We start from the raw sequence: 24,190 nt of genomic DNA, 5'->3' as shown, positions 1-24,190 counted from the left end.
CCTCCGGGTTCTTTTGAATTTTATAGGTTTTTTTAATTTAATTAATAGAATGAAGCGATTTGGTATTAAAAAGATTTTAGGGTCAGCACTTCTGTTGCTGATTGCATTTTCTTGTACAAGTGATTTAGACTACGATCAACTTGAGAATATAAAGTTAGAACCTGTATATGTAGGGAATCTGGCGTATTTTGATGTTTTGGCAAACGAATTTGTTACTAGTGGCGTAGAACAAAACGTAAAATACGATGCACCTATCTTTGACTTATTTAATGATGCATTCTTTAGAAAAAATTTCAAAAAAGCCGAACTCTTTTTTGAAGTAGACAATTCCATTACTAGAGCTTATACCGTGGATATGGTTTTTTTGGATGGGAATAAGCAAGCTGTTCATACCGCAAGTTTCTTTGTTCCCGCTTACACCGGAGTAGTAAATAAAGTAACCAAAACTGAAGTATTTGAAAATTCACAACTTGATTTATTGAAGAGAACAATTAATATTGCTTTTACGCTTACGATGTTGCCTGGACCTGCGTTAAGCGAAAGCAGCCCGGGTAATATAAAACTGCGCGCAGGAGTAACCGCTTATTTAGTAATAGAATGAAAAAAATAATCTTAATTTTTGTTCTATTAATAAGTATTAATTGCTTTTCACAAAATAAGCAAATTTTATATAATTTAACCACAGTACCACAAACTTTGATGACTAATCCTGGATCTGATGTCAAATACAATTGGTACTTTGGAGTTCCATTATTGTCCGGTATTTCTGCTAATTTGGGTTCAAGCGGGTTTTCAGCTTATGATTTATTTGCTGATAATGGAGTTGACATTAATGTAAAACTTCGAGATATAGTTTTCTCAACCGACAGAAAAGATAAAATCGCGATAAACGAACAAATAGAATTATTTAGTGGAGGTTTCAGAATAGCGGGGGAGCGAAACGATTCCTATGTTTCGTTTGGAATGTATCAGGAATTTGATTTTATGGCTTATATGCCTACCGATCTTGCCATTTTAGCTTTAGACGGAAATAAAGATTATATGGGCAAAACTTTTAATTTAAAGGATTTGAGTGCTAAAGCAGAATTGCTCTCCGTTTTCCATCTTGGATTTCATAAAAATATTAGTAAAAAGTTAATTGTGGGTGCGCGTGGTAAAATCTATTCGAGCATTTTCAATGCAAGTTCTACTAATAATTCCGGATCTATTTATACTACAGAGTCATCGAAAGGAGTCTATGAACAAATCATCGATTCTAATTTTGAATTAAACACGTCCGGTATAACTAAATATGAAGATTTTAATGGTAGCATTGCAAAAGATGTTATAAAAAAAGCATTGCTTTTCGGAAATTTGGGCTTAGGGATTGATTTGGGCTTTACCTATTATCCAGAGAAAAATATTCAAATAACAGGAAGTGTCGTGGATATAGGATTTATACGTCATACTAAAGAAGTGGAAAATAAAACCTATAAAGGGAGTTATGTATACGAAGGTGCAATTCCTAAATTTAGTACAGGCGATTCTTCCGAAAATGGATATGAGCAATTTAAAGACGCAATACCATTTGTTACTTTGTATGAAAATTATACTACTTGGCGTCCATTGAAGTTCAATTCTTCGATTCAATATTCATTCAGAGACGGAGCTACAGATTGTAACTGTCTGAATTATGATCCGGATGCAATCTATAATAGTGCGATTGGTGCACAGCTTTTTGTAATGTCGACTCCTCGAATGCCTTTTATGGCTTTTACAACTTACTACAGAAGAAAAATTTTTAAGGCATTGCAGATGAAAGCAACCTATACGCTCGATTCATATTCTTATAAAAATATAGGTTTGGGATTGTCTACAACTCTTGGACCTGTTAATTTTTATGTTCTTGCCGACAATCTTTTAGAATATGGCGATATCACGAAAGCAAATAGTCTTTCTTTTCAACTAGGGCTAAATGTCATTTTCAAGAACAGTAAAAAATAAATTCCTGTCTAAAGCTGGACTTTTCTTCGTTTAAATATTTTATAAATTTCTATCCAAAGTACAGAAACAAAACCTACTAAAATACTTAGTCCTATTTGGAATCCCGAAACCGTTTCGAATTCAAAAAACGCAGCAAAAAGCGGCACAAATAAAAGGGAAGCTGTAATTAAAATGGTGACGCTAATGATCATCAGGACCAAATTGTTTTTGTATCGTAATGTTGTAAATATCGAGTAATAAAAGGATCGATTCGTCAAGGTCAGAAAGATATTGGACGAAATTAACGTTAGAAAGACGACCGTTCTCGTTGCGCTTTCAGAACAATTTTTTGCTACGCAATACTGATAGACAAACAAAAGTCCCAGCGTGATTATAAGACCCTGAATAATGCTGATAGTAATTTCCTTAAGTTTGAAAAAAGTATTGGTAAAGGGTCTGGGATGTAATGACATTAAATTCCGTTCCATAGGTTCATTTTCGTAAATTATAGAGCATGTTGGTCCCATGATTATCTCTAGAAAGATGACATGAACCGGTGAAAAAATATTGGGATAAATCCAACCCAGTGCCAAAGGAATAAAAACAATCATGATGATTGGAATGTGAATGGAAATGATGTATTGTATCGCTTTTTTTAGGTTGTAATATATTTTTCTGCCCATGGCAATGGCATCAATCATTTTTGAAAAATCATCATCAATGAGAATAAGATTGGCAGCTTCCTTCGCAATTTCAGTTCCCTTTTTTCCCATGGCGATTCCAATGTGTGCTGATTTCAAAGCGGGTCCATCATTCACACCGTCACCAGTCATAGCTACAATTTGATTATTGTCTTTTAGTGCTTTTATAATCTTGAGTTTGGCCTCGGGAAACATTCTTGTAAAAATGGACGTTTCCATTACTTTTTCTCGAAGTGTAGCATCGTCCATGGCCATTAATTCGTCCCCATTTAGCGTTTTATCCGCATTTCTGAAGCCAATTTGTTTGGCAATTGTAGCGGTTGTTTCAGCATTATCGCCTGTAACTATTTTGACTTGAATTCCGGCTTTATAAAAAGTTTCGAATACTGCTTTAATATTCGCTTTTGGAGGATCGTAAAACGCAACTAATCCTTTAAACGCAAAAGAAAATTCCTGTTGCTTTTTGGGGTAATCTGTACCGGAAAACTCAGCAATGCCAACGCCCAATACCCGATATCCCTGCAAAGCCATTTTGGTCATTGCGGATAAAATTTGTTGTTTTTCCTTTTCGGATATATTTGAAGTTGCGATCAATGCTTCGGGAGCACCTTTGGCAGCAATATATCTCGTTCCATCTTGATTTTCGAAAACATGGGTCATCATCGGTGGCTTGCCATCCAATGGATATTCGTGTACCAATTTAAAATTAGGTCGTTCATCTATTATTTTTAACTTTGAATACGCTTCATGCAATGCAATTTCCATCGCGTCAAAGGGAATGGGTTCGCTGGCCCACATCGCGAGAGTCAGTAATTCGATATCATTCTCACTTTCATTATTAATTTCATTACTGTTACTTTCTTTTGTTGTATCATCAGATAACGTGTACCATTGTGCCAGACTCATTTTATTCTCGGTAATTGTTCCCGTTTTATCGGTGCAAATTACGTTTGCGCTTCCTAAAGTTTCGACCGTTTTTGTCTGTTTTACGATGATCCCCATCTTCATTAATCGCCAAGAACCAAGCGCCATGAAGGTGGTGAAGGCAACCGGAATTTCTTCAGGAATGATACTCATAGCCAAAGTAAGTGCATTCAGTAAGCTGTCTAAAACATTATTTGAATTGTAATAATTGATAACCCAGACAAAGCCAAAAATCACTAAACCAACAAGTGACATTTTTTTGACAAAATTCCCCATTTGCTTTTGCAAAGGTGTTTTTTCTTCACCAATTGCCTCCAGACTTTTACCTATTTTTCCCAATTGAGTTTTGTTACCAATAGCAGTTACTTCACAAATTGCTAAACCGCCAGTGACAATAGTCCCAAGGAAAACGGTATTGTTTTCGTCGGTTTCATTTTTAAAAACTGCCATCGATTCTCCTGTCAGAATGGACTCATTAACGGAAAAATCATTGGATTGAAGGATGATTCCGTCGGCAGGAATAAAGGTGCCCTCTTCCGACTGGATGAGGTCACCCATGACAATTTCTTCGCTTGAAATTTCAGTAATTTCGCTGTTGCGAATGACTTTGCTTTTGGGCTGCGATAGTTTTTTTAACGCTTTAATGGCAGTTCTGCTTCTGGATTCCTGATATAATGAAATGGTTGAAATCAGTATTATTGCAACAATCATGAAAATCCCGTTTCCATAATCGCCAATTATAAAATAAATGCTTGTTGCAGTTAGTAATAGTAGGAACATAGGCTCCAATACCATGTCAAATAAGGATTTAAAAAATTGATTTTTTTCCTGATTCACTATCGAATTCGGTCCAAATTTTGTTCTGGAAAGCAAAACCTCCTCATCTGATAGTCCTTTTAATTCTTGTCGAGTTTTTGTCATAGCAAAATAAATTAATCGGATTTTCTGGATCGAGAACTAAGGAATATTTTGGAACCAAAGAATTGACATTGAACTGCAATTTAATTATTTATTGTAAAATTATAGCAATTTTTTGCTTAAAATTATCTATATTTGCACGCAATTAAACTCCAACTACAATTGCAATGATCGCACACAACTCTAAGATTATCGGTGAAGGATTAACTTACGATGATGTTCTATTAGTTCCCAATTACTCAAATGTGCTTCCGCGCGAAGTGAGTATTCAATCCAAATTTTCAAGAAATATAACGCTTAATGTTCCTATTGTATCCGCTGCTATGGATACCGTTACCGAAAGTGCTATGGCAATTGCTATGGCGCAAGAAGGAGGAATTGGTGTTTTACATAAAAATATGACTATCGAGCAACAAGCTGCGAAAGTTAGAAAAGTAAAACGTGCAGAATCCGGAATGATTATCGATCCGGTTACCTTGCCATTAACTTCGACAGTTGCTGATGCTAAAAATGCCATGAAAGAATATGGTATTGGAGGTATTCCAATTGTAGATGAAAATCAAATATTAAAAGGAATCGTTACCAATAGAGATTTACGTTTCGAAAAAAATAGTTCAAGACCTATTGTTGAGGTTATGACTACCGAAAACTTGGTTACTGTTGCTGAAGGAACTTCTCTGGAACAAGCAGAAGTAGTTTTGCAAGGTCATAAAATCGAAAAGCTACCGGTTGTAAATGACAAATATGAGTTAGTTGGATTAATAACTTTTAGAGATATTACCAAATTAACCCAAAAACCAATTGCCAATAAAGATGTTTATGGTCGATTACGTGTTGCTGCAGCGATTGGTGTTACAGGTGATGCTGTTCAAAGAGCCGAAGCATTAGTAAACGCTGGTGTTGACGCTATTATTATTGATACCGCTCACGGACATACCCAAGGTGTTGTCAATGTATTGAAAGAAGTGAAAAGTAAATTCCCTCAAATAGATGTTATCGTGGGAAATATTGCAACTCCTGAAGCAGCTAAATTTTTAGTTGAAAATGGGGCAGACGGTGTGAAAGTAGGAATTGGTCCGGGTTCTATTTGTACCACTCGTATTGTTGCCGGTGTTGGTTTTCCTCAGTTCTCGGCTGTTCTTGAAGTTGCTGCGGCCATCAAAGGAACTGGAGTTCCTGTAATTGCAGATGGTGGAATTCGCTACACGGGTGACATTCCAAAAGCGATTGCTGCTGGTGCTGACTGTGTGATGCTAGGTTCATTATTAGCTGGAACTATGGAATCTCCTGGTGAAACTATTATTTTTGAAGGAAGAAAATTCAAGTCTTATCGTGGAATGGGTTCTGTTGAAGCGATGCAGGAAGGTTCAAAAGACCGTTATTTTCAAGATGTTGAAGATGATGTGAAAAAACTGGTTCCCGAAGGAATTGTAGGACGTGTACCTTACAAAGGTGAATTGAACGAAAGCATGCAACAATTCATTGGTGGTCTTCGTGCCGGAATGGGGTATTGTGGTTCAAAGGATGTTCCAACTTTACAGGAAACAGGACGCTTTGTACGTATAACTGCCAGCGGAATAAACGAAAGTCATCCACATAATGTTACGATTACTAAAGAGGCTCCGAATTATTCAAGATAATTTTTAGTTTTTTAAACAATAAAAAAAGGCATAATTAATTCCATTAACGGTTTTAATTATGCCTTTTTTCTTTAATGAAAATTTTTAATCTGCGGATTCAGTTAAATCTTTCTTCAGATGCTCGCTGTCCCAACTGTGATTGGTTGCAGCCACTTGAGAGTAAATATCACTCTTCAGCAGTTGTTCCTGAAGTTCAATTTCTTCTTTTACGGTTATCATGTAAGCCATTTTATCATGACGTTTTTCGGCCAATTTTCTAGTGGTAATTTCATCATATTTTATAAATTGCTGCCCTTGTCTGGTCGCACTATACTTCCTATGACCCAATTCTACTAATGCATCAACACCCATATTAACTGCACTGTATAATGTTTCCCGATAAATATGTTCGACTTTATGATCAATTAATTCATAGGCATCAATCCGGTTTCGGGCGCGGGTTAAGATTTTTAAATTTGGAAAATGTTTTTTTAAAGTTTCAATCACTTGTAAATTTACCGAAGGATTATCTATGGCCGCAATGAAAAGCTTTGCATTCTCGCAACCGGCAGCTTTCAACAATTCTAATCGGGTGGCATCACCATAGTAAACTTTAAATCCCAATTTCCTTAATACATCAATTCGGTCGGAATCATAATCCAGAATAGTCGCCTTGACTTTATTGGCTCGCAACAAACGGCCAACAGTACTTCCAAAATGACCAAAACCCGCAATAATGACAGGATTATCCTCTTCAATAAAATCACTTTCTTTATTAGTGTCAGTGCCTTTTTCTTTGATTCTTGTATTGGGGTAAATTAAACGCTCGTTAATTAATAACAAAAAAGGAGTTGCAACCATACTCATTGCGATTACTGCCATTATTTGGTTCGCTAAAACATTAGGAATAATATTCAGTTGCATACAAAAACTCATAATCACAAAACCAAATTCTCCTGCCTGACTCAAACCAAATGCAAATTGCAGATTTTGATCTAATTTCTTTTTATTAAATCTACTGATTGCAAATAAAACCCCGAATTTAACTAAAGTGAGAATCGCCCCAAAAACAAAAATGAAAAGAGGATTCTCAATAATCAATTTGAAGTTTATCGATGCGCCTACGCCAAGGAAAAATAATCCTAAAAGCAGTCCTTTGAACGGTGCAATATCACCTTCTAGCTCATGACGGAATTCCGAGTTTGCCAATACGACTCCGGCCATGAAAGCGCCGAGAGCAGGACTTAAACCAACCAATTGCATTGAATATGAAACACCAACTACTAATAATAATGCCGAAGCGGTAAACAATTCCTGTAAACGAGTTCTTGCGATAATATGTAATAACGGAACAAATAGAAATCGTCCGGCGAAATAAATTGTTGAAATACTTCCAATAACGATTAATGTTTGTAACCAGTTTGGGAAATTTGTAATTAAAGATTGGGGTACATCATTTGCTGCCTCAATATTGACGGTTGATAAAAGTGGTAGAAAAGCTAAAATTGGGATTACTGCAATATCCTGAAAAAGTAAAACTGCAAAAGAGGAACGTCCAACGGAAGTGTTTGATAGTCCTTTTTCCTTTAAAGTTTGCAATACAATCGCAGTGGAAGATAATGCCAGTGCGAGCGAAATGGCCAACGTGGTTTCCCATTTCCAGTCCATAAATAAAAGACATCCCACAAACAGAAGAAGAGTAGTTCCTATCAATTGCGCGGAACCCATTCCAAGAATAAATTTCCGCATTTTCCAAAACTTGCTGGGTTCTAATTCAAGACCAATCAAAAATAACATCATCACCACCCCAAATTCGGCAAAATGCATGATATCCTGACCTTCCTGACCGATAAAACCCAGAACAAAAGGGCCTATAATTATTCCAGCTAATAAATAGCCTAAAATTGAACTCAAACCCAATTTTTTAGCGATAGGTACGCATATAACTGCCGCTGATAAATAAATAATTGCCTGAAGTAGAAAATTCGTATCCATATTATATTTTTATTGTGGCAAACCATTCATTCAAGTAATTGTACTGCAAAATTTCATCTACATCTAAATCATTATTTTCTAAATAGTCGAGAAAATAACCATAAATCAAGCCGTTTTTATCATAATCTTCCTTGCTCATATTATGTGTCCCATGTACCACAAAAGGGGGTAAATAAGTCATATTACACACTTTTGCCGTTTGATTGAACGGTTCCAACAATTCAAGAATAGTAAATCGATCGCTGCCTGTTTCACAATAATTTTCTTTGTCGCCTCCAGTTGTGATTACCTGAAAAATAATTTTGTCCTGTAACGCAGTCCCTTTTTTGCCATACGCCCAATTGTGTTCCAGAACCATATCAATCCATTGTTTCATCAATGGCGGACAGCTATACCAATACATTGGATGATGCCAGATGATAATGTCATGTTGACTTAACAAGACTTGTTCGTGTTTTACATCAATGTCAAAATCCGGATATTCCTCGTATAAATCATGAAAAGTTATATTTTCTGAATCGGGGATATTTTCTACCATAGCTTTATTCGCATGTGATTTCTCATATAGCGGATGGGAAAATAGGATTAAGATTTTGTTTTTCGACATAAAATTTATTTTTGCTTTTTATTTTAAAAAGTTTAACTAGTTTATCTATTTGATTTACAGTCGTTTTTACTGTTTTAAAAACGTTTTGAAAGATATAAAATATTGCTCAATTTTTGATGATTTAAAAAGATACAAAAGTTTTTTTGCTTTTGATAAATAAAAAACAGAAAATCCCGTCAAAATAAAATCAACAGTTTTATTCCGACAGGATTAAAGTTTAACAATTATTGGTCAGCAGCATTGCTATAAAAAGGATAAGTAATCAAATATGGTTTATAATATGAATTTTAGAACTTAATTTTTGAAAAAAGTCGTTAACAGCTTTTTACTTCCCACTACCCAAAGAATATCATTTTTTTGTAAAATCATATTGGATTCAGGATTCAGTATTCGTTTTCCGCTCCTTTCAATTCCTACAATTAAACCATTTGTTTTTTCTCGTAGTAATGAATCGCGGATATTTTTACCAATAAACTCTTCTTCTTTAAGTTCTAATTGTTTTAAGATAATATCGGTGTCAACAACTTTTTCTGGAATTTCTATTTCATTTTGATGTAAATAGGATTTAAATTCCTTGACCTGATTGTCTGTTCCAATGACACAAATTTCATCGCCTGGGAATAATCTTTCGTTTTTATTTGGAATATTAATCATGATTTCACCGCGTTTAATGAAGGCGATATTAATTCCTAATTGTTCCCGAATGCGCAATTCATCAAGTGTTTTTCCTGCAATATTGGAAGTTGGCGCAATATCAAAAGTAGTCATGTGGCCGTCCCAAGGTGTTAAATCACTTCGGCTTCTTATGGCTTTTTTGATTTCTCGGGCATTAAGATTTTTTAAGAAATGATCTTCTATTTTATGGTACTGTGCGTTTAATTTTTTTGGAAAAACAAAATAAACAACAACCGCTGCTATCAAAGCTATAAAAGCAATTATTGGAGAGAAAAATATATTTAATAAAAATCCAATATAGAAAAGAGTCAACACCATTCGCAATAAAATCATCATTAAAATAGGTCCGCGATATTTGCGTTCTTCTCTTAAAATAGCCACTTCTTTTGCAGCAACGCGTCGCAAAGAAAGTGCCCATAAAAAAGGAGATATTATCACTAATGTGATTAATGCGCCAAATATATTTCCAAATTGTGATTCTTGCACTAAAGGTAAAATGAATGTAGAGGAAAGCAAAATGACAGCCACAATAATTACAGAATGGATAATTACTTGTGTCAGAAAAGCGCGTACAACTATCTGCCAATTGCTAACCAATTTTATAGATTGCGCATTGGCACTGTAACGTTCAATTCTTTTAGTCCATTTCCGAGGCAATTGCTTTTCCAGATATTCAGAAAAAGGAGTAGCGAATTTTACCATAAAAGGAGTCGTAAACGTAGTTACTGCTGATACTGCCACTACAATAGGATAGAGGAAATCACTGGTTACATTCAATGTCATTCCGAGTGTGGCAATGATAAAAGAGAACTCCCCAATTTGCGATAAACTCATTCCGGTTTGCACGGATTGTTTCAGTGGTTGTCCAGAAAGTAATGCGCCAATTGTTGAACTTACGGATTGTCCTATAATCACCACGAAAGTCAAAATAGCAACAGGAAAAGCATATTCGTACAACGTATCTGGATTAATTAACATACCAACTGAGACGAAAAAAACAGCTCCAAAAAGATCTTTTACCGGTTTAACCAAATGTTCGATGTGTTCCGCTTGAGTAGTTTCGGCAATGATGGAACCCATGATGAATGCGCCTAAAGCAGGCGAAAAACCAACATTAGCAGCAAGAATAACCATCATCAAGCACAATGCAAGTGAGATGATTAGCAGCATTTCGTCTGTCAAAAGGCTCTTTGCTTTTTTAAGTAATGTTGGGATAAAAAAGATACCGCCTACAAACCATATCGTCAAGAAAAAGATTAATTTAAAAACAGACAATAACAGTTCAGTTCCTGAAAATTGTTGACTTACGGCAATTGTAGAAAGCAAAACCATCATTAAAATGGCAACTATATCTTGGACAATAAGCGAACCAAGAACAATTCCTGCGAATTTTTGAGTTTTGACGCCTAGTTCGTCGAATGTTTTGAGAATAATAGTAGTCGATGAAATAGAAAGAATTACTCCAAGAAAAATGCTGTCCATTGGTTTCCAGCCAATCCATTGGCCTACCAAATATCCAATGGAAATCATTGCAATAATTTGTGTTATCGCAGTAATTGATGCGGTTCCGCCCACTTTCATCAGTTTCTTAAAACTGAATTCCAGTCCTAAACTGAACAATAAAAAGATTACTCCAATCTCGGCCCAGACTTCTACGCTTTTTATATCTTTTATCGATGGAAAAAAATCAAAATGGTTTCCAGCCAAAAATCCCGCAATTAAGTAGCCCAGAACTAACGGCTGTTTTATTTTTTTAAATAATAAAACGGCTACGGCAGCAGTCATTAGGATTAATCCCAAATCACTGATTAGCGGCTGTAAGTGGTGCGAGGCGCTCGCTACTGTTTCTTCAGCATTCATAGGCATTTACTTCTATTTTAAGGTTTTTACGTATAATGGTAAGATATAAAAAAACTTTAATTTTCAAAGTGTAATTTTAGTCGGATACTGATTTTATGATTTTTTTAGCAATAAAAATCCCGTTGAAAAGAATTTAATTTTCTTTATCAACGGGATTTTATAGAAAAGAAATAATTTCTTTTAATTTATATTCCTAAGAAATTACTCGGAGTGATTTGCATCAATTCTGCTTTTATTTCATCCGAAACTTCTAAAGTTGCTATGAAACCGTGAATTGCTTTTTTATCAATCGCTTCATTGGTTCTGGTCAATCCTTTCAATGCTTCATAGGGATTAGGATATCCTTCACGACGCAAGATTGTTTGAATAGCTTCCGCTACAACAGCCCAGTTTTTCTCTAAATCTTCGTGGAATTTTGGTTCGTTTAATAACAGTTTGTTCAATCCTTTCAAAGTAGCTTCAAAAGCGATTAGCGTGTGTCCCATTGGTACACCAATATTTCTCAAAACGGTACTGTCCGTTAAATCACGTTGCAATCTTGACAACGGTAATTTAGCCGATAAATGTTCGAAAATCGCATTTGCCATTCCTAAATTCCCTTCGGAATTTTCAAAATCAATTGGGTTTACTTTATGTGGCATCGCCGAAGAACCAATTTCTCCCGCCTTGATTTTTTGCTTGAAATATTCCATTGAAACGTACGTCCAAATATCTCGGTCTAAATCAATGATGATGGTATTTATTCTTTTCAACGCATCAAAAAATGCAGCGAAATGGTCGTAATGTTCAATTTGTGTAGTAGGGAAGGAGTGGTGTAAACCAAGGTTTTCCTCTACGAATTTCCCTCCGAATTTTCTCCAGTCAATTTGAGGATAGGCCACATGATGGGCGTTGTAATTTCCGGTTGCACCACCAAATTTAGCCGCAAAAGGAATATTAAATAACAAACGCATTTGCTCTTCCAGACGTTCTACAAAAACACCAATTTCTTTACCCAAACGCGTTGGAGAAGCAGGTTGTCCGTGAGTTCTGGCAAGCATTGGAATATCGCGCCATTCGGTACTTAGATCTTTTAATTTTGATGTCAAAGTGATCAATGAAGGCATGTATACTTTCTCGAAAGCTTCTTTCGTAGAAAGCGGAATCGCTGTGTTATTAATATCTTGGGAAGTCAATCCAAAGTGGATAAACTCTTTATGTTCAGATAATCCTAATTTTTCAAAAGCATCTTTGATGAAGTATTCGACCGCTTTTACATCGTGGTTCGTTACTTTTTCGGTTTCTTTGATCCAAAGCGCATCTTCAGTAGAGAAATTTTTATAAATGTTGCGTAAACTTTCAAATACATCTGGGTTTACGGTTGTAAGTTGTGGCAAAGGCACTTCGCACAAAGCAATGAAATATTCAATTTCAACCAATACGCGGTATTTGATTAAGGCTTCTTCAGAGAAAAACGGAGCCAGTGAAATAGTCTTGTTTCTATATCTTCCGTCGATTGGCGATATAGCATTCAATTCGTTTAAAGTAGTCATTGTTTAGTTGTTTGTTCGAAAAGCACAAAAATAGTTATAAGTTACAAGTTATGGGGTATAAGTTTAGATTTTTTGCGGGAATTCGTTATTGAAACTAAAATTCTTTTATTGCCATTGACATTGGAATTGTTATTTACGTTCTCATTGATTTTGCCATTTTCATTGCCATTGCCATTGTCACTGATTTTGTTATTGCTGGAGCAATTTTTCTTTCATAAAAGCAATACCAATTGAAGCCACTTCCGGAATCACTTCCAATGGGTTTCTAAGATTTGGGATTTTTATCGGCTTTGGATCAATATAAAAAATAGGTGTTTCCCGACTCGTAAAATCGATTAATCCTGCCGCAGGATATACTTGCAAAGATGTACCAATCACCGCAAAATAATCCGCACTTTGAGTAAGTGTTATCGCTTCATCAAGCGCTGGAACCTCTTCGCCAAACCAAACAATATGAGGTCGCAATTGATTTTTGTTTTCGTCTAAATCACCAAAATTCAAATCGTCCTGCCAATCCAGAATGTAATTTGGGTTTTTGGTACTTCTGACTTTTAATAATTCACCGTGTAAATGCAACACATTCGAGCTTCCTGCGCGCTCGTGTAAATCATCCACATTTTGTGTAATAATGAAAACATCGAATTCATTTTCTAAATCAGCCAGAATTTGATGACCCAAATTAGGTTGTACTTCCTTGAGTTGTTTTCGTCTTTGATTGTAAAAATCCAGTACCAAAACCGGGTTTTTATGCCAACCTTCGGGAGTTGCGACATCATTCACGTTGTGACCTTCCCAAAGTCCGTCACTGTCACGAAAAGTTTTGATGCCACTTTCGGCACTTATTCCCGCTCCTGTTAAAACAACTAAACGTTTTTTCATTTTATATAAATTTGGGCGTGACCACAAGGGTCGGGCTTTCGGCTTTATCGTTTTGGCTAAAAAGCCCAAAAAGGATATCGCCTCTATCCCTCACGCGAATTCCGTAAACATTCATAATTTGGTTTCAATTGAACAACCCTAAAAGCTGTCGTCACAATCTACTTTTGAAGGTATAAAGCTAGTCTTTTTTACTATTTTTGCAAAAAAATAATCCCTAATGATTGATTTAGAGTATCTCGCTTTTCTTGAAAATATCTTAACCGATAACCGAAAAGAAAAATTTCTGAAAGTATTGGAAAACAGAACCAAACATTTTACCATTGCTGTTGAGGATATTTTCCAAATGCACAATACGAGCGCGGTGATGCGAAGCTGCGAGATTTTCGGAATTCAGGAATTGAACGTGATCGAGCAGCGTTATGGAAAAAGTATCGACAAGGAAATTGCGATGGGTGCCCAAAAATGGGTCGACATCAATACCTTCGACAGTATTACGAATTGTGTGGATACGTTGAAAAGTAAAGGCTACCAAATCATTGCTACGACGCCACATGAGAATGATTGTTTGATGGAAGATTTTGATATTTCGAAACCGAGCGCTTTATTCTTTGGAACAGAAAGAGACGGATTATCAGAAGAAATTTTGAAACGCGCCGATGGTTTTCTAAAAATCCCAATGGTAGGTTTTACCGAAAGTTTAAATATCTCGGTTTCGGCGGCGATAATCATTCAAAACCTTACGAATCGATTACGTAATTCAAACATTGACTGGCATTTATCCGAAAAAGAAATTTTAGAAAAGCGTTTGGCTTGGGCAATAAATTCCATTAAAGATATTAAGCGAATTGAGGAACGGTATTTTGAAGAGAATCCGAGGTAGATTGCTTTGGTGACAAATAAACAATTAAGAAAATGACTTTCTACTTTATTTTACTTCATTTTCTAATTGCTCTGGATTTTGTCTTGTGTCAAAAAAGGTAATAATCTCAATCTCTTTTTTGTCAAAGTGTACTCTATAGTAAAAAGTAGTTTGTTTTGTTACAACACATTTAAAAAGCCCTTTGAATAAATAAGAGTCTGGACAACTTTCAGGTTGATTTGAAATTTGTTCTATTTTAGAAGTTAGCTTTTTAATAAAATCATTTCGAACTTTCAAATTCCATTTCAGTAAAAGATACTCATTTAATTTCAAAAGTTTACTTTCAGCTGATTCGGATAAAAAGACTTTCACTAGGAGATTTTTTTAAGAAAGTCTTTGAACTCCACTCTTTTTCCTTTATTCAATTCTGATATTCCTTTTTCAATTTCCTCTTGCTGAGCAATACTCAATTCATCCCAAAAATCAGCTTTTTCTTTTTGAATAAATTCAGTAATTTTTTCTATAAATTTATCATTCTCAATGTTGAGAATAATTTTTACTAATTCTAATTTAGAAGATTGAATATCCATGTCTTTTATTTCTTAAATTCAAAGTTACAAAAAAATAGTCACAGATATTCCCATGGAATTCTCTTTCTAACGGGATAGGATTCCGACATTTCGGATTTGAAAGTCGTGTCCATCATAATAATTAATTGTGTTTTACGGTACAATATCGAAATTTTCAAATTACAGATTTCATTTGTTGATATAGAGTAAATACATGTATTACTTGGTTAGTTTTCAAATCCGCAATTTCGTTCGATTATCAAAGTTTTGATTTTTCATAACGGTTTATACTCCTGCAAGGTTTCAAAAACCTTGTAGGTATCATTTTTGCAGATTTACATACTTAAAAGTCCAATAAAAAAATATTAAAACGTTGTTTCGCTCTCCAGTTGTATGTCTTTTATGTTGTTTGGATTCATTTTATAGCGGTAGACGCCGTTATTTCCAATGGCAAATAAGGTGTTGTCTCGCACAATTAAATCAAAACAATTTTTGTCAATGGCATTCACCAAAACAGGTTCAGCAGGATTTTGAATGTTGAATATTTTGATAACATCATCGCAAACCAGTAAATAATCAGCGGTGTAAAAACTGATGCCCTTTGGTTGCGACAGTGTTCTGCTGTGAATTAATTTTGGATTCGTAAGATCTTTGGTATCATAAACCTGCAAAACATTGGTGTTGTTGCCACAAGTTGCGTTTGAATTCAAGGTTACATAGGAGTGTGTGCTGTTGGCAATGACAGGATCACAAGCGGTAAAGTGTTGCACACTGGACAATTTTGTTGGGTTTTCAGGATTTGTGATTGAGTAGATAAACATTCCGTTTCTAGATCCAATAAACATATTATCTCCGTATGAAAATAAAGTTTCAATATCGAAACCTATGGGAATCTCATTGACTTTTACAGGCTTTTCGGAATCAATTAAAGAGAAGACATTCAACTTCATCTGGTCAACGCCGTAAAGATAATTCCCTTTTATAGCAAAAACAGCAAGTGAACCGCCTTGTCCTATATCGCCGTTTTGCGCGCTATCACTGTCGGAACAACCCATTATAAACACTAGTAATACGAAGGATATAATTTTTTTCATGTGTTACTTGATTAAAGTCCAATCTATTATTATTTCGTTTTCTTTGGTGTAGCCATATAAGCCGTTTGGAGCTTGCTTTTGCGGAAACACATTCCTGTTTCTGTTGGTTACCGTAAAAATTTTAGTGGCAGGATTGAAAGTGGCAGTTACTAAATCGACTGCTTGATTGATGTACACAGTATTTCCTTTGATGGCTAAATCAGTTGCGCCCGGAGCTTTTATAAAATGGAGTCGGATTGGTTTCTTAGGATCCGTGTAATCATAAACATGGAACCCTTTATTGACATCATTTATAAACATGAAATCGTCCTTGATATAGATTTTCCCCGATTTAATAATGGGTTGCGCATTTTGAAAAGCAATCGAACTTTCCAGAGCGCTGCGGGCAATTATCACCGGTTTGTATTCTTGACGCTCAAAGTCACCGTTATCCGTTGTGGGCCAACAGGAAATGAAGAGATATGAAACCAGCAGGAGAAGTACTATTTTTTTCATTGCGAAATGTTTTTATAAAGATAGCAAAAAAGATATTTGGTTGAGTTATGTTGCTGTTATTGTTCGTGTTGTATGTGCAATGAGACTCCGCTATCGGATTTTAACGATGTATTTTGTCATTGCGAGGAACGAAGCAATCATATTTAGTAATTTCTTTTGATTGAGTTCTTATCGTTGTGGCGGATTGCAAATCCGCGGTATCTGGCGCTCGTTTGCAACGAGTGCCTACTTAAAATTGTTATGATAAATTGTAGCGTTTGCAACGCGGTTTGACTAAACATATTACCATAATGGTTCAACATTTACATTACAAAAAACGAAGTTTTTTTCTTCATAATTTCTATAACTACTATTTACATAATCCCGTTCCTGAAAAACGATTTCGGCTTCAATAGGATTGTAATGTATGTAGTTAACGCGTTGCTCTATTTTTTCTAAAGTATCTAATATAACCGGAAGAAAGCCGTCTTGCCACAATTTGTAATTTTTTGCCCTCCCTGATTTTTGAGCTTCAAAACTAAACTTTCGTAACAACCATTCTCGCCTACTTTCAGGATGTTCTTGAATTGCCTTTACTAATTTTTTTGAAGTATGCTTTTTAAAATCACGAATGACATTTTGCAATTCACCGGCGAAGGCTGTTACTATTAAATGAATATGACTTGTCATGTAAACGTATGCATGTACACTCAAACCTTTTTCTTTAATGCAATAATTTAAAGACTCATCTAATATATTACAATAAACAGGGCGTACAAACAAATTTACCCAATCTACAACTGTAATAGTAATAAAAGTAGGCACTGTACTATCAATTACTTTGTATTTTTCTGACATTGGTTTTATTTTAAATACAGCATAAATCTTAATAATAAGAAATAGAAGTATATTTTTTAAAATATTTCTATACTAGTTAGCCGCGTTGCAAACGCTATGATTTGTTCTATGATTTAAGTTGGCACTCGTTGCAAACGAGCGCCAGTGGGGTTGTAAAATTCAGTTTCTTTATGAAGTTTTATATTATAAAAATTGCGCAAAGTCAGAGAGATTTGCGCAGCATTTACGAAAAATTTATATGTTCTCAAAAGTGTTTTGCGGAACGGATATTATTTTCTTCTGACTTTGATTAAATATCTTTTTCAAAATACAAATGAATATAAATGGCAGAACCAAAATTTGTTGATGTTGATGTAGTTAATCTATATCCTTTTGAGGCATATTTATCTAGTAATTGCTGAATTTCTTTTTTTGAGTCATTAGCAATGTGCTTTGAATCTAAAGTCAATTTAGAGTAATAAATTAAACTTTCTACTTTGTATTCTTTCATAACGGTTTTTTTGGTAATTAAATAGTGTTCTAACTTTGCATGTAAATATAAACGATTTTGCTTACAAAAAAAAGTTGCTTTTCCTTATTTTTCAACAACAACTCAAAATAGATACACGATCCATTTGTGATGAATTCAGGGATTGTATTCCAATATCTGGCGCTCGTTTGCAACGAGTGCCTACTTAAAATTGTTATGATAAATTGTAGCGTTTGCAACGCGGTTTGACTTAACAGATTACCATAAAGGTTCAATATTCACATTACAAAAAGCGAAGTTTTTTTCTTCATAATTTCTATAACTACTATTTACATAATCCCGTTCCTGAAAAACGATTTCGGCTTCAATAGGATTGTAATGTATGTAGTTAACGCGTTGCTCTATTTTTTCTAAAGTATCTAATATAACTGGATGAAAGCCGTCTTGCCACAATTTGTAATTTTTTGCCCTCCCTGATTTTTGAGCTTCAAAACTAAACTTTCGTAACAACCATTCTCGCCTACTTTCAGGATGTTCTTGAATTGCCTTTACTAATTTTTTTGAAGTATGCTTTTTAAAATCACGAATTACATTTTGCAATTCACCGTCGAAGGCTGTTACTATTAAATGAATATGACTTGTCATGTAAACGTATGCATGTACACTCAAACCTTTTTCTTTAATGCAATAATTTAAAGACTCATCTAATATATTACAATAAACAGGGCGTACAAATAAATCTACCCAATCTACAACTGTAATAGTAATAAAAGTAGGCACCGTACTATCAATTACTTTGTATTTTTCTGACATTGGTTTTATTTTAAATATAGCATAAATCTTAATAATAAGAAACAGAAGTATATTTTTAAAATATTTCTATACTAATTAGCCGCGTTGCAAACGCTATGATTTGTTTTTATAATTTAAGTTGGCACTCGTTGCAAACGAGCGCCAGTGGGATTTATAAAAAAAAAATTATTTGATTTCAGGGGTACTTTTTGGAGCGGGATATTTCTATACTAGTTAGCCGCGTTGCAAACGCTATGATTTGTTCTATGATTTAAGTTGGCACTCGTTGCAAACGAGCGCCAGTGGGGTTAGCCGCGTTGCAAACGCTATGATTTGTTCTATGATTTAAGTTGCCACTCATTGCAAACGAGCGCCAGTGGAACTATCAATTACTTTGTATTTTTCTGACATTGGTTTTATTTTAAATATAGCATAAATCTTAATAATAAGAAACAGAAGTATATTTTTTAAAATATTTCTATACTAGTTAGCCGCGTTGCAAACGCTATGATTTGTTTTTATAATTTAAGTTGGCACTCGTTGCAAACGAGCGCCAGTGGGCGCAATTATGCTGAATGAAAATAATAGTAAAATTGCAAATAATATTTTTTTCATATTTAAAGAGTTGTTTTGGTTTTGCATAACGTTCTGGGATTTCAGCTGGATGTTAGGAATCAACCACTTCATGACGGTTTAATTATTACCAAGCTCTTAAAAATTGCGCAAAGTCCGAGACATTTGCGCAGCATTCACGAAAAATTTATGTGTTTTCAGGAATAGTTTGCGGAGTTCGGGTCATTGTGAGGAACGAAGCTATCACAACTAGTTTATTTGACTAAATGCTTATCGTTGTGGGCACGGATTGCAAATCCGCGCTATCGGAAGTAGTTTTTATAAAGCTGATGAATAATATTTAAATAATTCTGGATTTGAAGATAATCCAAATGCTTCGATTATTTCTCCTTTAAATTGTTCAATTTTTAGATTTTCTAAATCTTCTATTCCGTGTAGCATTCCATAATAGCAATTATATCCTCCAAACCTTCCGTGATATTCTATAATTCCAAACCAACTATCCCTGATACTAATTTCGTGAATTATTTCATTATTTTCATTATCAAAAGTACCATCAACACAAAATTTTCCAAGAATTGGTCTGTCAATTTCTGCATCAGGTTTAATTAATTCTATTTTACTATCTTGATAACTTGAAATAATAATTGCTGACAATTGGCTATTCTGATGAATGATTGTAATCAAACAATTTTCAAAACGATATTCATTAATATTTACTATTAAATCATTTCCAAATAATTCATTTTCATCAATCGTGTGTGAGAAAAGTGGCAATCCAATTATTTCTTCAATTTTAGTCATTGATATTCCGATATGAACTGAATAAATAAAATCTTTAGGAATTGTTTTTTTACTATCTTCTATTTTCTCTTTTATATGATTCTTTTTTTTATTTTTTTCATTAACAATTTGAACGTAATAAACTAAAAGTCCGCCAAGCGAACCACATATTAAATTGATAATAAAATCTTTCATTGTTCTTTTTGATTATTGAATTCGGAGTCGTTCCGATAAAATTATTGTCAATTTGGATAAAGCCCTAACTATATCCTACTTATCACCCCATAATTTGATTAATAGATCTCATAAACGTCAGACTTTATTTATTTTCAAATATATAAATTAATCGCTGAAAATACTTATAAAAAATAAAACAACAATTTATTTATTCTCAAAGATATATTCTTGGCGCACAGGATTATTACGGGAAACCGTAAACGCAGTTGTTTACCACAAAATCCCTAGCCCCGACAGCAGCGGAAAGCCTATGCCGGTTGAAAACCACTTTTTTCTGGTGGTGGCAGAGCGACCAGAGGAAGCTCCTGACAGCGGCTAGAAAAAGGGTTTGAAGCCAAATAGCTTGCAGCGTAAGGCGGGATTGGCTTCTGAAAATAAGGCGCAAAAAAATTCCCCAACTACTTTCGTAATTGGGGAATGTAATAGTAAGAAATTGAAACGGTTTTTATTTAACGACAACCCATTGTCCTGAAGCGATTAGGCTTTCGGCTTTTTTGTATTTCATTTCTTGTATTTGTCCGTTGGCCACGTTTTGAATCGTAACGTTATCGTTGCGATTAATTTTTGGCATATCTCTCATGATAGTTTCGGTAACTTGACGTTGTTGCGTTTGTCCAACCTCACGGTTTGCAGCTTCGCTACTTACGATTTCATCTTTTGAAGTCGTGTAATCTTCTACCGGAGCAACTTCTTTCGCTTCTTGAATTTGTTGGTTTTCTTGAGCTGGTAAATCCCCTTTGAACAAGAATGAAATTACCTCTTTATTGACATTGTCAATCATTGCTCTAAACAAATTGAAAGCTTCCAGTTTGTAAATTAGCAACGGATCTTTTTGTTCGTGAACGGCAAGTTGAACTGATTGTTTCAATTCGTCCATTTTACGCAAGTGTTTTTTCCAAGCTTCATCTACAATTGCTAGAGTGATGTTTTTCTCGAAATCAGCCACTAATTGCGCGCCTTGCGTTTCATAAGCAGTTTTCAAATCAGTAACCACATTCAACGATTTTATTCCATCAGTAAACGGAACAACGATGCGCTCAAATTGGTTGTTTTTATCTTCGTAAACACTTTTTATGATCGGGAAAGCTTCTCTGGCGCTTCTTTCCGTTTTCTCTGTATAATAGTCTAATGTTGCTTTGTATACTTTTCCTGTTAACTCCATTTCGCTCAACTTCGTGAACTCACTTTCGGTAACTGGTGATGTGATAGAGAAATAACGAATCAATTCAAACTCAAAGTTTTTGAAATTGTTAGTCGCTTTGTTTTCTCCAATGATAACTTCGCAGGTATCATAAAGCATGTTGGCAATATCCAATTTCAATCGCTCTCCGAACAAGGCATGACGACGACGTTTGTAAACCACTTCACGTTGCGCATTCATAACATCATCATATTCCAATAAACGCTTACGAACTCCAAAGTTGTTTTCTTCTACTTTTTTCTGAGCACGTTCGATAGACTTAGTCATCATAGAATGCTGAATCACTTCACCTTCCTGTAATCCCATTCGGTCCATTACTTTAGCCACTCTTTCAGAACCAAACAAACGCATTAGGTTGTCTTCAAGAGAAACGTAAAACTGAGAACTTCCAGGATCACCTTGACGTCCTGCACGACCACGTAACTGACGGTCTACACGACGAGAATCATGACGTTCCGTACCTACAATTGCTAATCCACCAGCGGCTTTTACTTCGGCAGATAATTTAATATCGGTACCACGACCAGCCATGTTGGTTGCAATAGTTACTACTCCAGGTTTTCCTGCTTCTTCAACAATTTGTGCTTCTTGTTTGTGCATTTTTGCATTCAAGACATTGTGTGCAACGCCTCTCATTTTCAACATTCGGCTTAATAATTCTGAAATCTCTACAGAAGTCGTACCAATAAGAACTGGTCTTCCTGCTTTAGACAATTCAGTTACGTCTTCGATTACGGCATTGAATTTTTCACGAGTTGTTTTATAAATAAAATCCTCTTTGTCTAATCTTGCCATTGGTCGGTTCGTAGGAATTTCTACCACGTCCAATTTATATATTTGCCATAGCTCACCTGCTTCCGTAGATGCAGTTCCAGTCATTCCTCCCAGTTTGTTGTACATTCTGAAGTAATTCTGTAAAGTAACGGTTGCAAATGTTTGAGTGGCAGCTTCGATTTTTACATTTTCTTTGGCTTCAATCGCTTGGTGCAATCCGTCAGAATAACGACGACCGTCCATGATACGACCAGTTTGCTCATCAACAATCATGATTTTGTTGTCCATGATCACATATTCTACATCTTTTTCGAATAAAGCGTAGGCTTTCAAAAGTTGTGTCAACGTGTGAATGCGCTCGCTTTTTACACCGAAATCCTGAAACAATTTTTCTTTTTCTTCTGCTTCCGTGTCTTTATCTAATTTTTTCTTTTCGATAGCGGCAATTTCAGTTCCAATATCCGGAAGGACAAAAAAGTCGGCATCAGTATCTCCTGAAAGATATTTGATTCCGTTATCCGTCAATTCAACCTGATTGTTTTTTTCTTCAATAACAAAATACAATGCCTCATCAATCTTGTGCATTTCTTTTTTGTTATTCTCCAGGTATTGATTTTCAGTTTTTTGAAGCAATTGTTTAATTCCTTCTTCACTCAAAAACTTGATCAATGCCTTATTTTTTGGTAACGCTCTGTAGGCTCTTAATAGTTGAACTCCACCTTCTTTAGTTTTTCCTTCCTTGATTAACTTTTTTGCTTCAGATAAGAAACCGTTTGCCAACTGTCTCTGAATGCTAACTAAATTTTCAATTTTCGGTTTCATTTCCATGAATTCATGACGATCTCCTTGCGGAACCGGACCTGAAATAATCAATGGTGTTCTGGCATCATCAATTAATACAGAATCGACCTCATCGACAATTGCAAAATTGTGTTTTCGTTGCACTAAATCCTCAGGTGAATGCGCCATATTATCTCTCAAATAGTCAAAACCAAATTCATTATTGGTTCCGTAAGTGATATCGGCATCGTAGGCTTTTTTTCTTCCTTCTGAACTTGGTTGATAGTTGTCAATACATTCTACAGTCATACCGTGGAATTCGAATAAAGGCGCTTTCCAAGTACTATCCCTTTTTGCCAAATAATCATTCACAGTTACAAGGTGCACACCGTTTCCAGTCAATGCATTTAAGTAAAGCGGTAAAGTTGCCACCAATGTTTTTCCTTCACCGGTTTGCATTTCAGCTACTTTTCCTTCATGCAAAACCATTCCGCCAATTAATTGTACGTCATAGTGAATCATGTCCCAAGTAATTTCTTTCCCTGCAGCACTCCATGAATTTGCCCAAATAGAAGTATCTCCATCTAAAGTGATGTAGCTTTTTATTGCTGAAAGTTCACGGTCTTTTGGAGTTGCCGTTACCACTATTTGCGTGTTGTCTTTGAAACGTCTTGCTGTTTCTTTTACCACTGCAAAAGCTTCCGGAAGAATTTCCATCAATGTTTTTTCGGAGACATCGTAGGCTTCTTTTTCAAGAGCGTCAATGGCTACGTAAATATCTTCTCTTTTGTCAATATCAACAATGCTTTCCACCTCTTGTTTCAGTGCTGCGATTTTCGCATCTTTTTCTGAACGAGCTTGTTTTATTTTGTCTTTAAAAAAGATCGTTCTACCTCTAAGTTCATCATGTGATAATGCTTTTAGAGGTTCTTCGAAAGTTTTTATTTTGTTGAGATAAGGTTGTAAAGCTTTGACATCTTTTTGTGACTTATCGCCAACAAAGACTTTAATAATACTGTTAATGAAACTCATGATATGTTTTTATTTCTAATTGT

19 protein-coding genes are annotated in these 24,190 nt (G+C 35.1%); 4 read left to right on the top strand and 15 right to left on the bottom strand.

The annotated features are described in order from the left end of the window. Positions 1-49 precede the first annotated feature (49 nt). On the top strand, positions 50-601 hold the full coding sequence (locus E0F89_RS08205; protein WP_131909305.1) for a hypothetical protein: 552 nt from the start codon (positions 50-52) through the stop codon (positions 599-601). Between the two features lie 98 nt (positions 602-699). Then, positions 700-1,983 carry a DUF5723 family protein gene (locus tag E0F89_RS08200; protein ID WP_317126087.1) on the top strand — a complete coding sequence of 428 codons (1,284 nt, stop codon included), beginning with the start codon at positions 700-702 and terminating at the stop codon, positions 1,981-1,983. A gap of 8 nt (positions 1,984-1,991) precedes the next feature. On the opposite strand, the gene E0F89_RS08195 is transcribed toward E0F89_RS08200, so the two are convergent. Next, positions 1,992-4,508 (bottom strand): cation-translocating P-type ATPase, encoded by a 2,517-nt coding sequence (locus tag E0F89_RS08195; RefSeq protein ID WP_131909303.1) that lies wholly within the window; start codon positions 4,506-4,508, stop codon positions 1,992-1,994. Positions 4,509-4,672: 164 nt separating this feature from the next. On the opposite strand from E0F89_RS08195, the gene guaB reads away from it, so the two are divergent. Then, positions 4,673-6,145, top strand: coding sequence for an IMP dehydrogenase (gene guaB, locus E0F89_RS08190; protein ID WP_131909302.1), 1,473 nt, complete (start codon positions 4,673-4,675; stop codon positions 6,143-6,145). A gap of 84 nt (positions 6,146-6,229) precedes the next feature. On the opposite strand, the gene E0F89_RS08185 is transcribed toward guaB, so the two are convergent. The 5 genes from E0F89_RS08185 to E0F89_RS08165 form a co-directional block, all read right to left on the bottom strand. Continuing rightward, positions 6,230-8,119 carry a monovalent cation:proton antiporter-2 (CPA2) family protein gene (locus E0F89_RS08185; protein ID WP_131909301.1) on the bottom strand — a complete coding sequence of 630 codons (1,890 nt, stop codon included), beginning with the start codon at positions 8,117-8,119 and terminating at the stop codon, positions 6,230-6,232. Position 8,120: 1 nt separating this feature from the next. Continuing rightward, positions 8,121-8,726, bottom strand: coding sequence for an NAD(P)H-dependent oxidoreductase (locus E0F89_RS08180; RefSeq protein ID WP_131909300.1), 606 nt, complete (start codon positions 8,724-8,726; stop codon positions 8,121-8,123). A gap of 294 nt (positions 8,727-9,020) precedes the next feature. Continuing rightward, on the bottom strand, positions 9,021-11,261 hold the full coding sequence (locus tag E0F89_RS08175; protein WP_131909370.1) for a cation:proton antiporter: 2,241 nt from the start codon (positions 11,259-11,261) through the stop codon (positions 9,021-9,023). Positions 11,262-11,446: 185 nt separating this feature from the next. Then, positions 11,447-12,793: an adenylosuccinate lyase gene (gene purB / locus E0F89_RS08170; protein ID WP_131909299.1), complete on the bottom strand. Its 1,347-nt coding sequence runs from the start codon at positions 12,791-12,793 to the stop codon at positions 11,447-11,449. Between the two features lie 189 nt (positions 12,794-12,982). Continuing rightward, the gene (locus tag E0F89_RS08165) at positions 12,983-13,672 is read right to left on the bottom strand and encodes an SIR2 family NAD-dependent protein deacylase (protein WP_131909298.1); all 690 of its coding nucleotides are present in this window, start codon (positions 13,670-13,672) and stop codon (positions 12,983-12,985) included. A 217-nt stretch (positions 13,673-13,889) separates the two neighbouring features. Here E0F89_RS08165 and E0F89_RS08160 point away from each other — a divergent pair, with 217 nt between their 5' ends. Beyond that, a complete protein-coding gene (locus E0F89_RS08160) occupies positions 13,890-14,552 on the top strand; it encodes a TrmH family RNA methyltransferase (protein WP_131909297.1) in 663 nt (220 codons plus the stop codon). 45 nt (positions 14,553-14,597) lie between these two features. On the opposite strand, the gene E0F89_RS08155 is transcribed toward E0F89_RS08160, so the two are convergent. The 9 genes from E0F89_RS08155 to secA all read right to left on the bottom strand — a co-directional run bounded on the left by E0F89_RS08155 (position 14,598) and on the right by secA (position 24,167). Next, complete coding sequence (locus tag E0F89_RS08155; RefSeq protein ID WP_131909296.1) at positions 14,598-14,903, bottom strand: type II toxin-antitoxin system RelE/ParE family toxin; 306 nt, start codon at positions 14,901-14,903, stop codon at positions 14,598-14,600. After that, the gene (locus tag E0F89_RS08150; RefSeq protein WP_131909295.1) at positions 14,903-15,121 is read right to left on the bottom strand and encodes a hypothetical protein; all 219 of its coding nucleotides are present in this window, start codon (positions 15,119-15,121) and stop codon (positions 14,903-14,905) included. Before E0F89_RS08150 ends, E0F89_RS08155 begins: the two co-directional genes overlap by 1 nt. Positions 15,122-15,465: 344 nt before the next feature. Beyond that, positions 15,466-16,194, bottom strand: coding sequence for an LVIVD repeat-containing protein (locus E0F89_RS08145; protein WP_131909294.1), 729 nt, complete (start codon positions 16,192-16,194; stop codon positions 15,466-15,468). Positions 16,195-16,197: 3 nt separating this feature from the next. Next, positions 16,198-16,689 (bottom strand): hypothetical protein, encoded by a 492-nt coding sequence (locus E0F89_RS08140; protein ID WP_131909293.1) that lies wholly within the window; start codon positions 16,687-16,689, stop codon positions 16,198-16,200. 282 nt (positions 16,690-16,971) lie between these two features. Further along, positions 16,972-17,526, bottom strand: a complete 555-nt coding sequence (locus E0F89_RS08135) for an REP-associated tyrosine transposase (protein ID WP_131909292.1) — start codon at positions 17,524-17,526, stop codon at positions 16,972-16,974. Positions 17,527-17,815: 289 nt separating this feature from the next. After that, positions 17,816-18,016: a DUF4177 domain-containing protein gene (locus E0F89_RS08130; protein ID WP_131909291.1), complete on the bottom strand. Its 201-nt coding sequence runs from the start codon at positions 18,014-18,016 to the stop codon at positions 17,816-17,818. A 237-nt stretch (positions 18,017-18,253) separates the two neighbouring features. Then, entirely contained in the window at positions 18,254-18,808 is a 555-nt protein-coding gene (locus E0F89_RS08125; protein ID WP_131909290.1) for an REP-associated tyrosine transposase, read from the bottom strand. Between the two features lie 870 nt (positions 18,809-19,678). Next, positions 19,679-20,338: a hypothetical protein gene (locus E0F89_RS08120; RefSeq protein WP_131909289.1), complete on the bottom strand. Its 660-nt coding sequence runs from the start codon at positions 20,336-20,338 to the stop codon at positions 19,679-19,681. Positions 20,339-20,825: 487 nt separating this feature from the next. Beyond that, positions 20,826-24,167, bottom strand: a complete 3,342-nt coding sequence (secA, locus tag E0F89_RS08115; RefSeq protein WP_131909288.1) for a preprotein translocase subunit SecA — start codon at positions 24,165-24,167, stop codon at positions 20,826-20,828. Between the last annotated feature and the right edge of the window lie 23 nt (positions 24,168-24,190).

This window comes from Flavobacterium caseinilyticum, from assembly GCF_004349085.1.
In the GTDB taxonomy this organism is placed as follows: Bacteria; Bacteroidota; Bacteroidia; order Flavobacteriales; family Flavobacteriaceae; genus Flavobacterium; species Flavobacterium caseinilyticum.
Note: the sequence above shows the minus strand (reverse complement) of the source record. Positions and strands in the feature narration are given on the sequence as shown.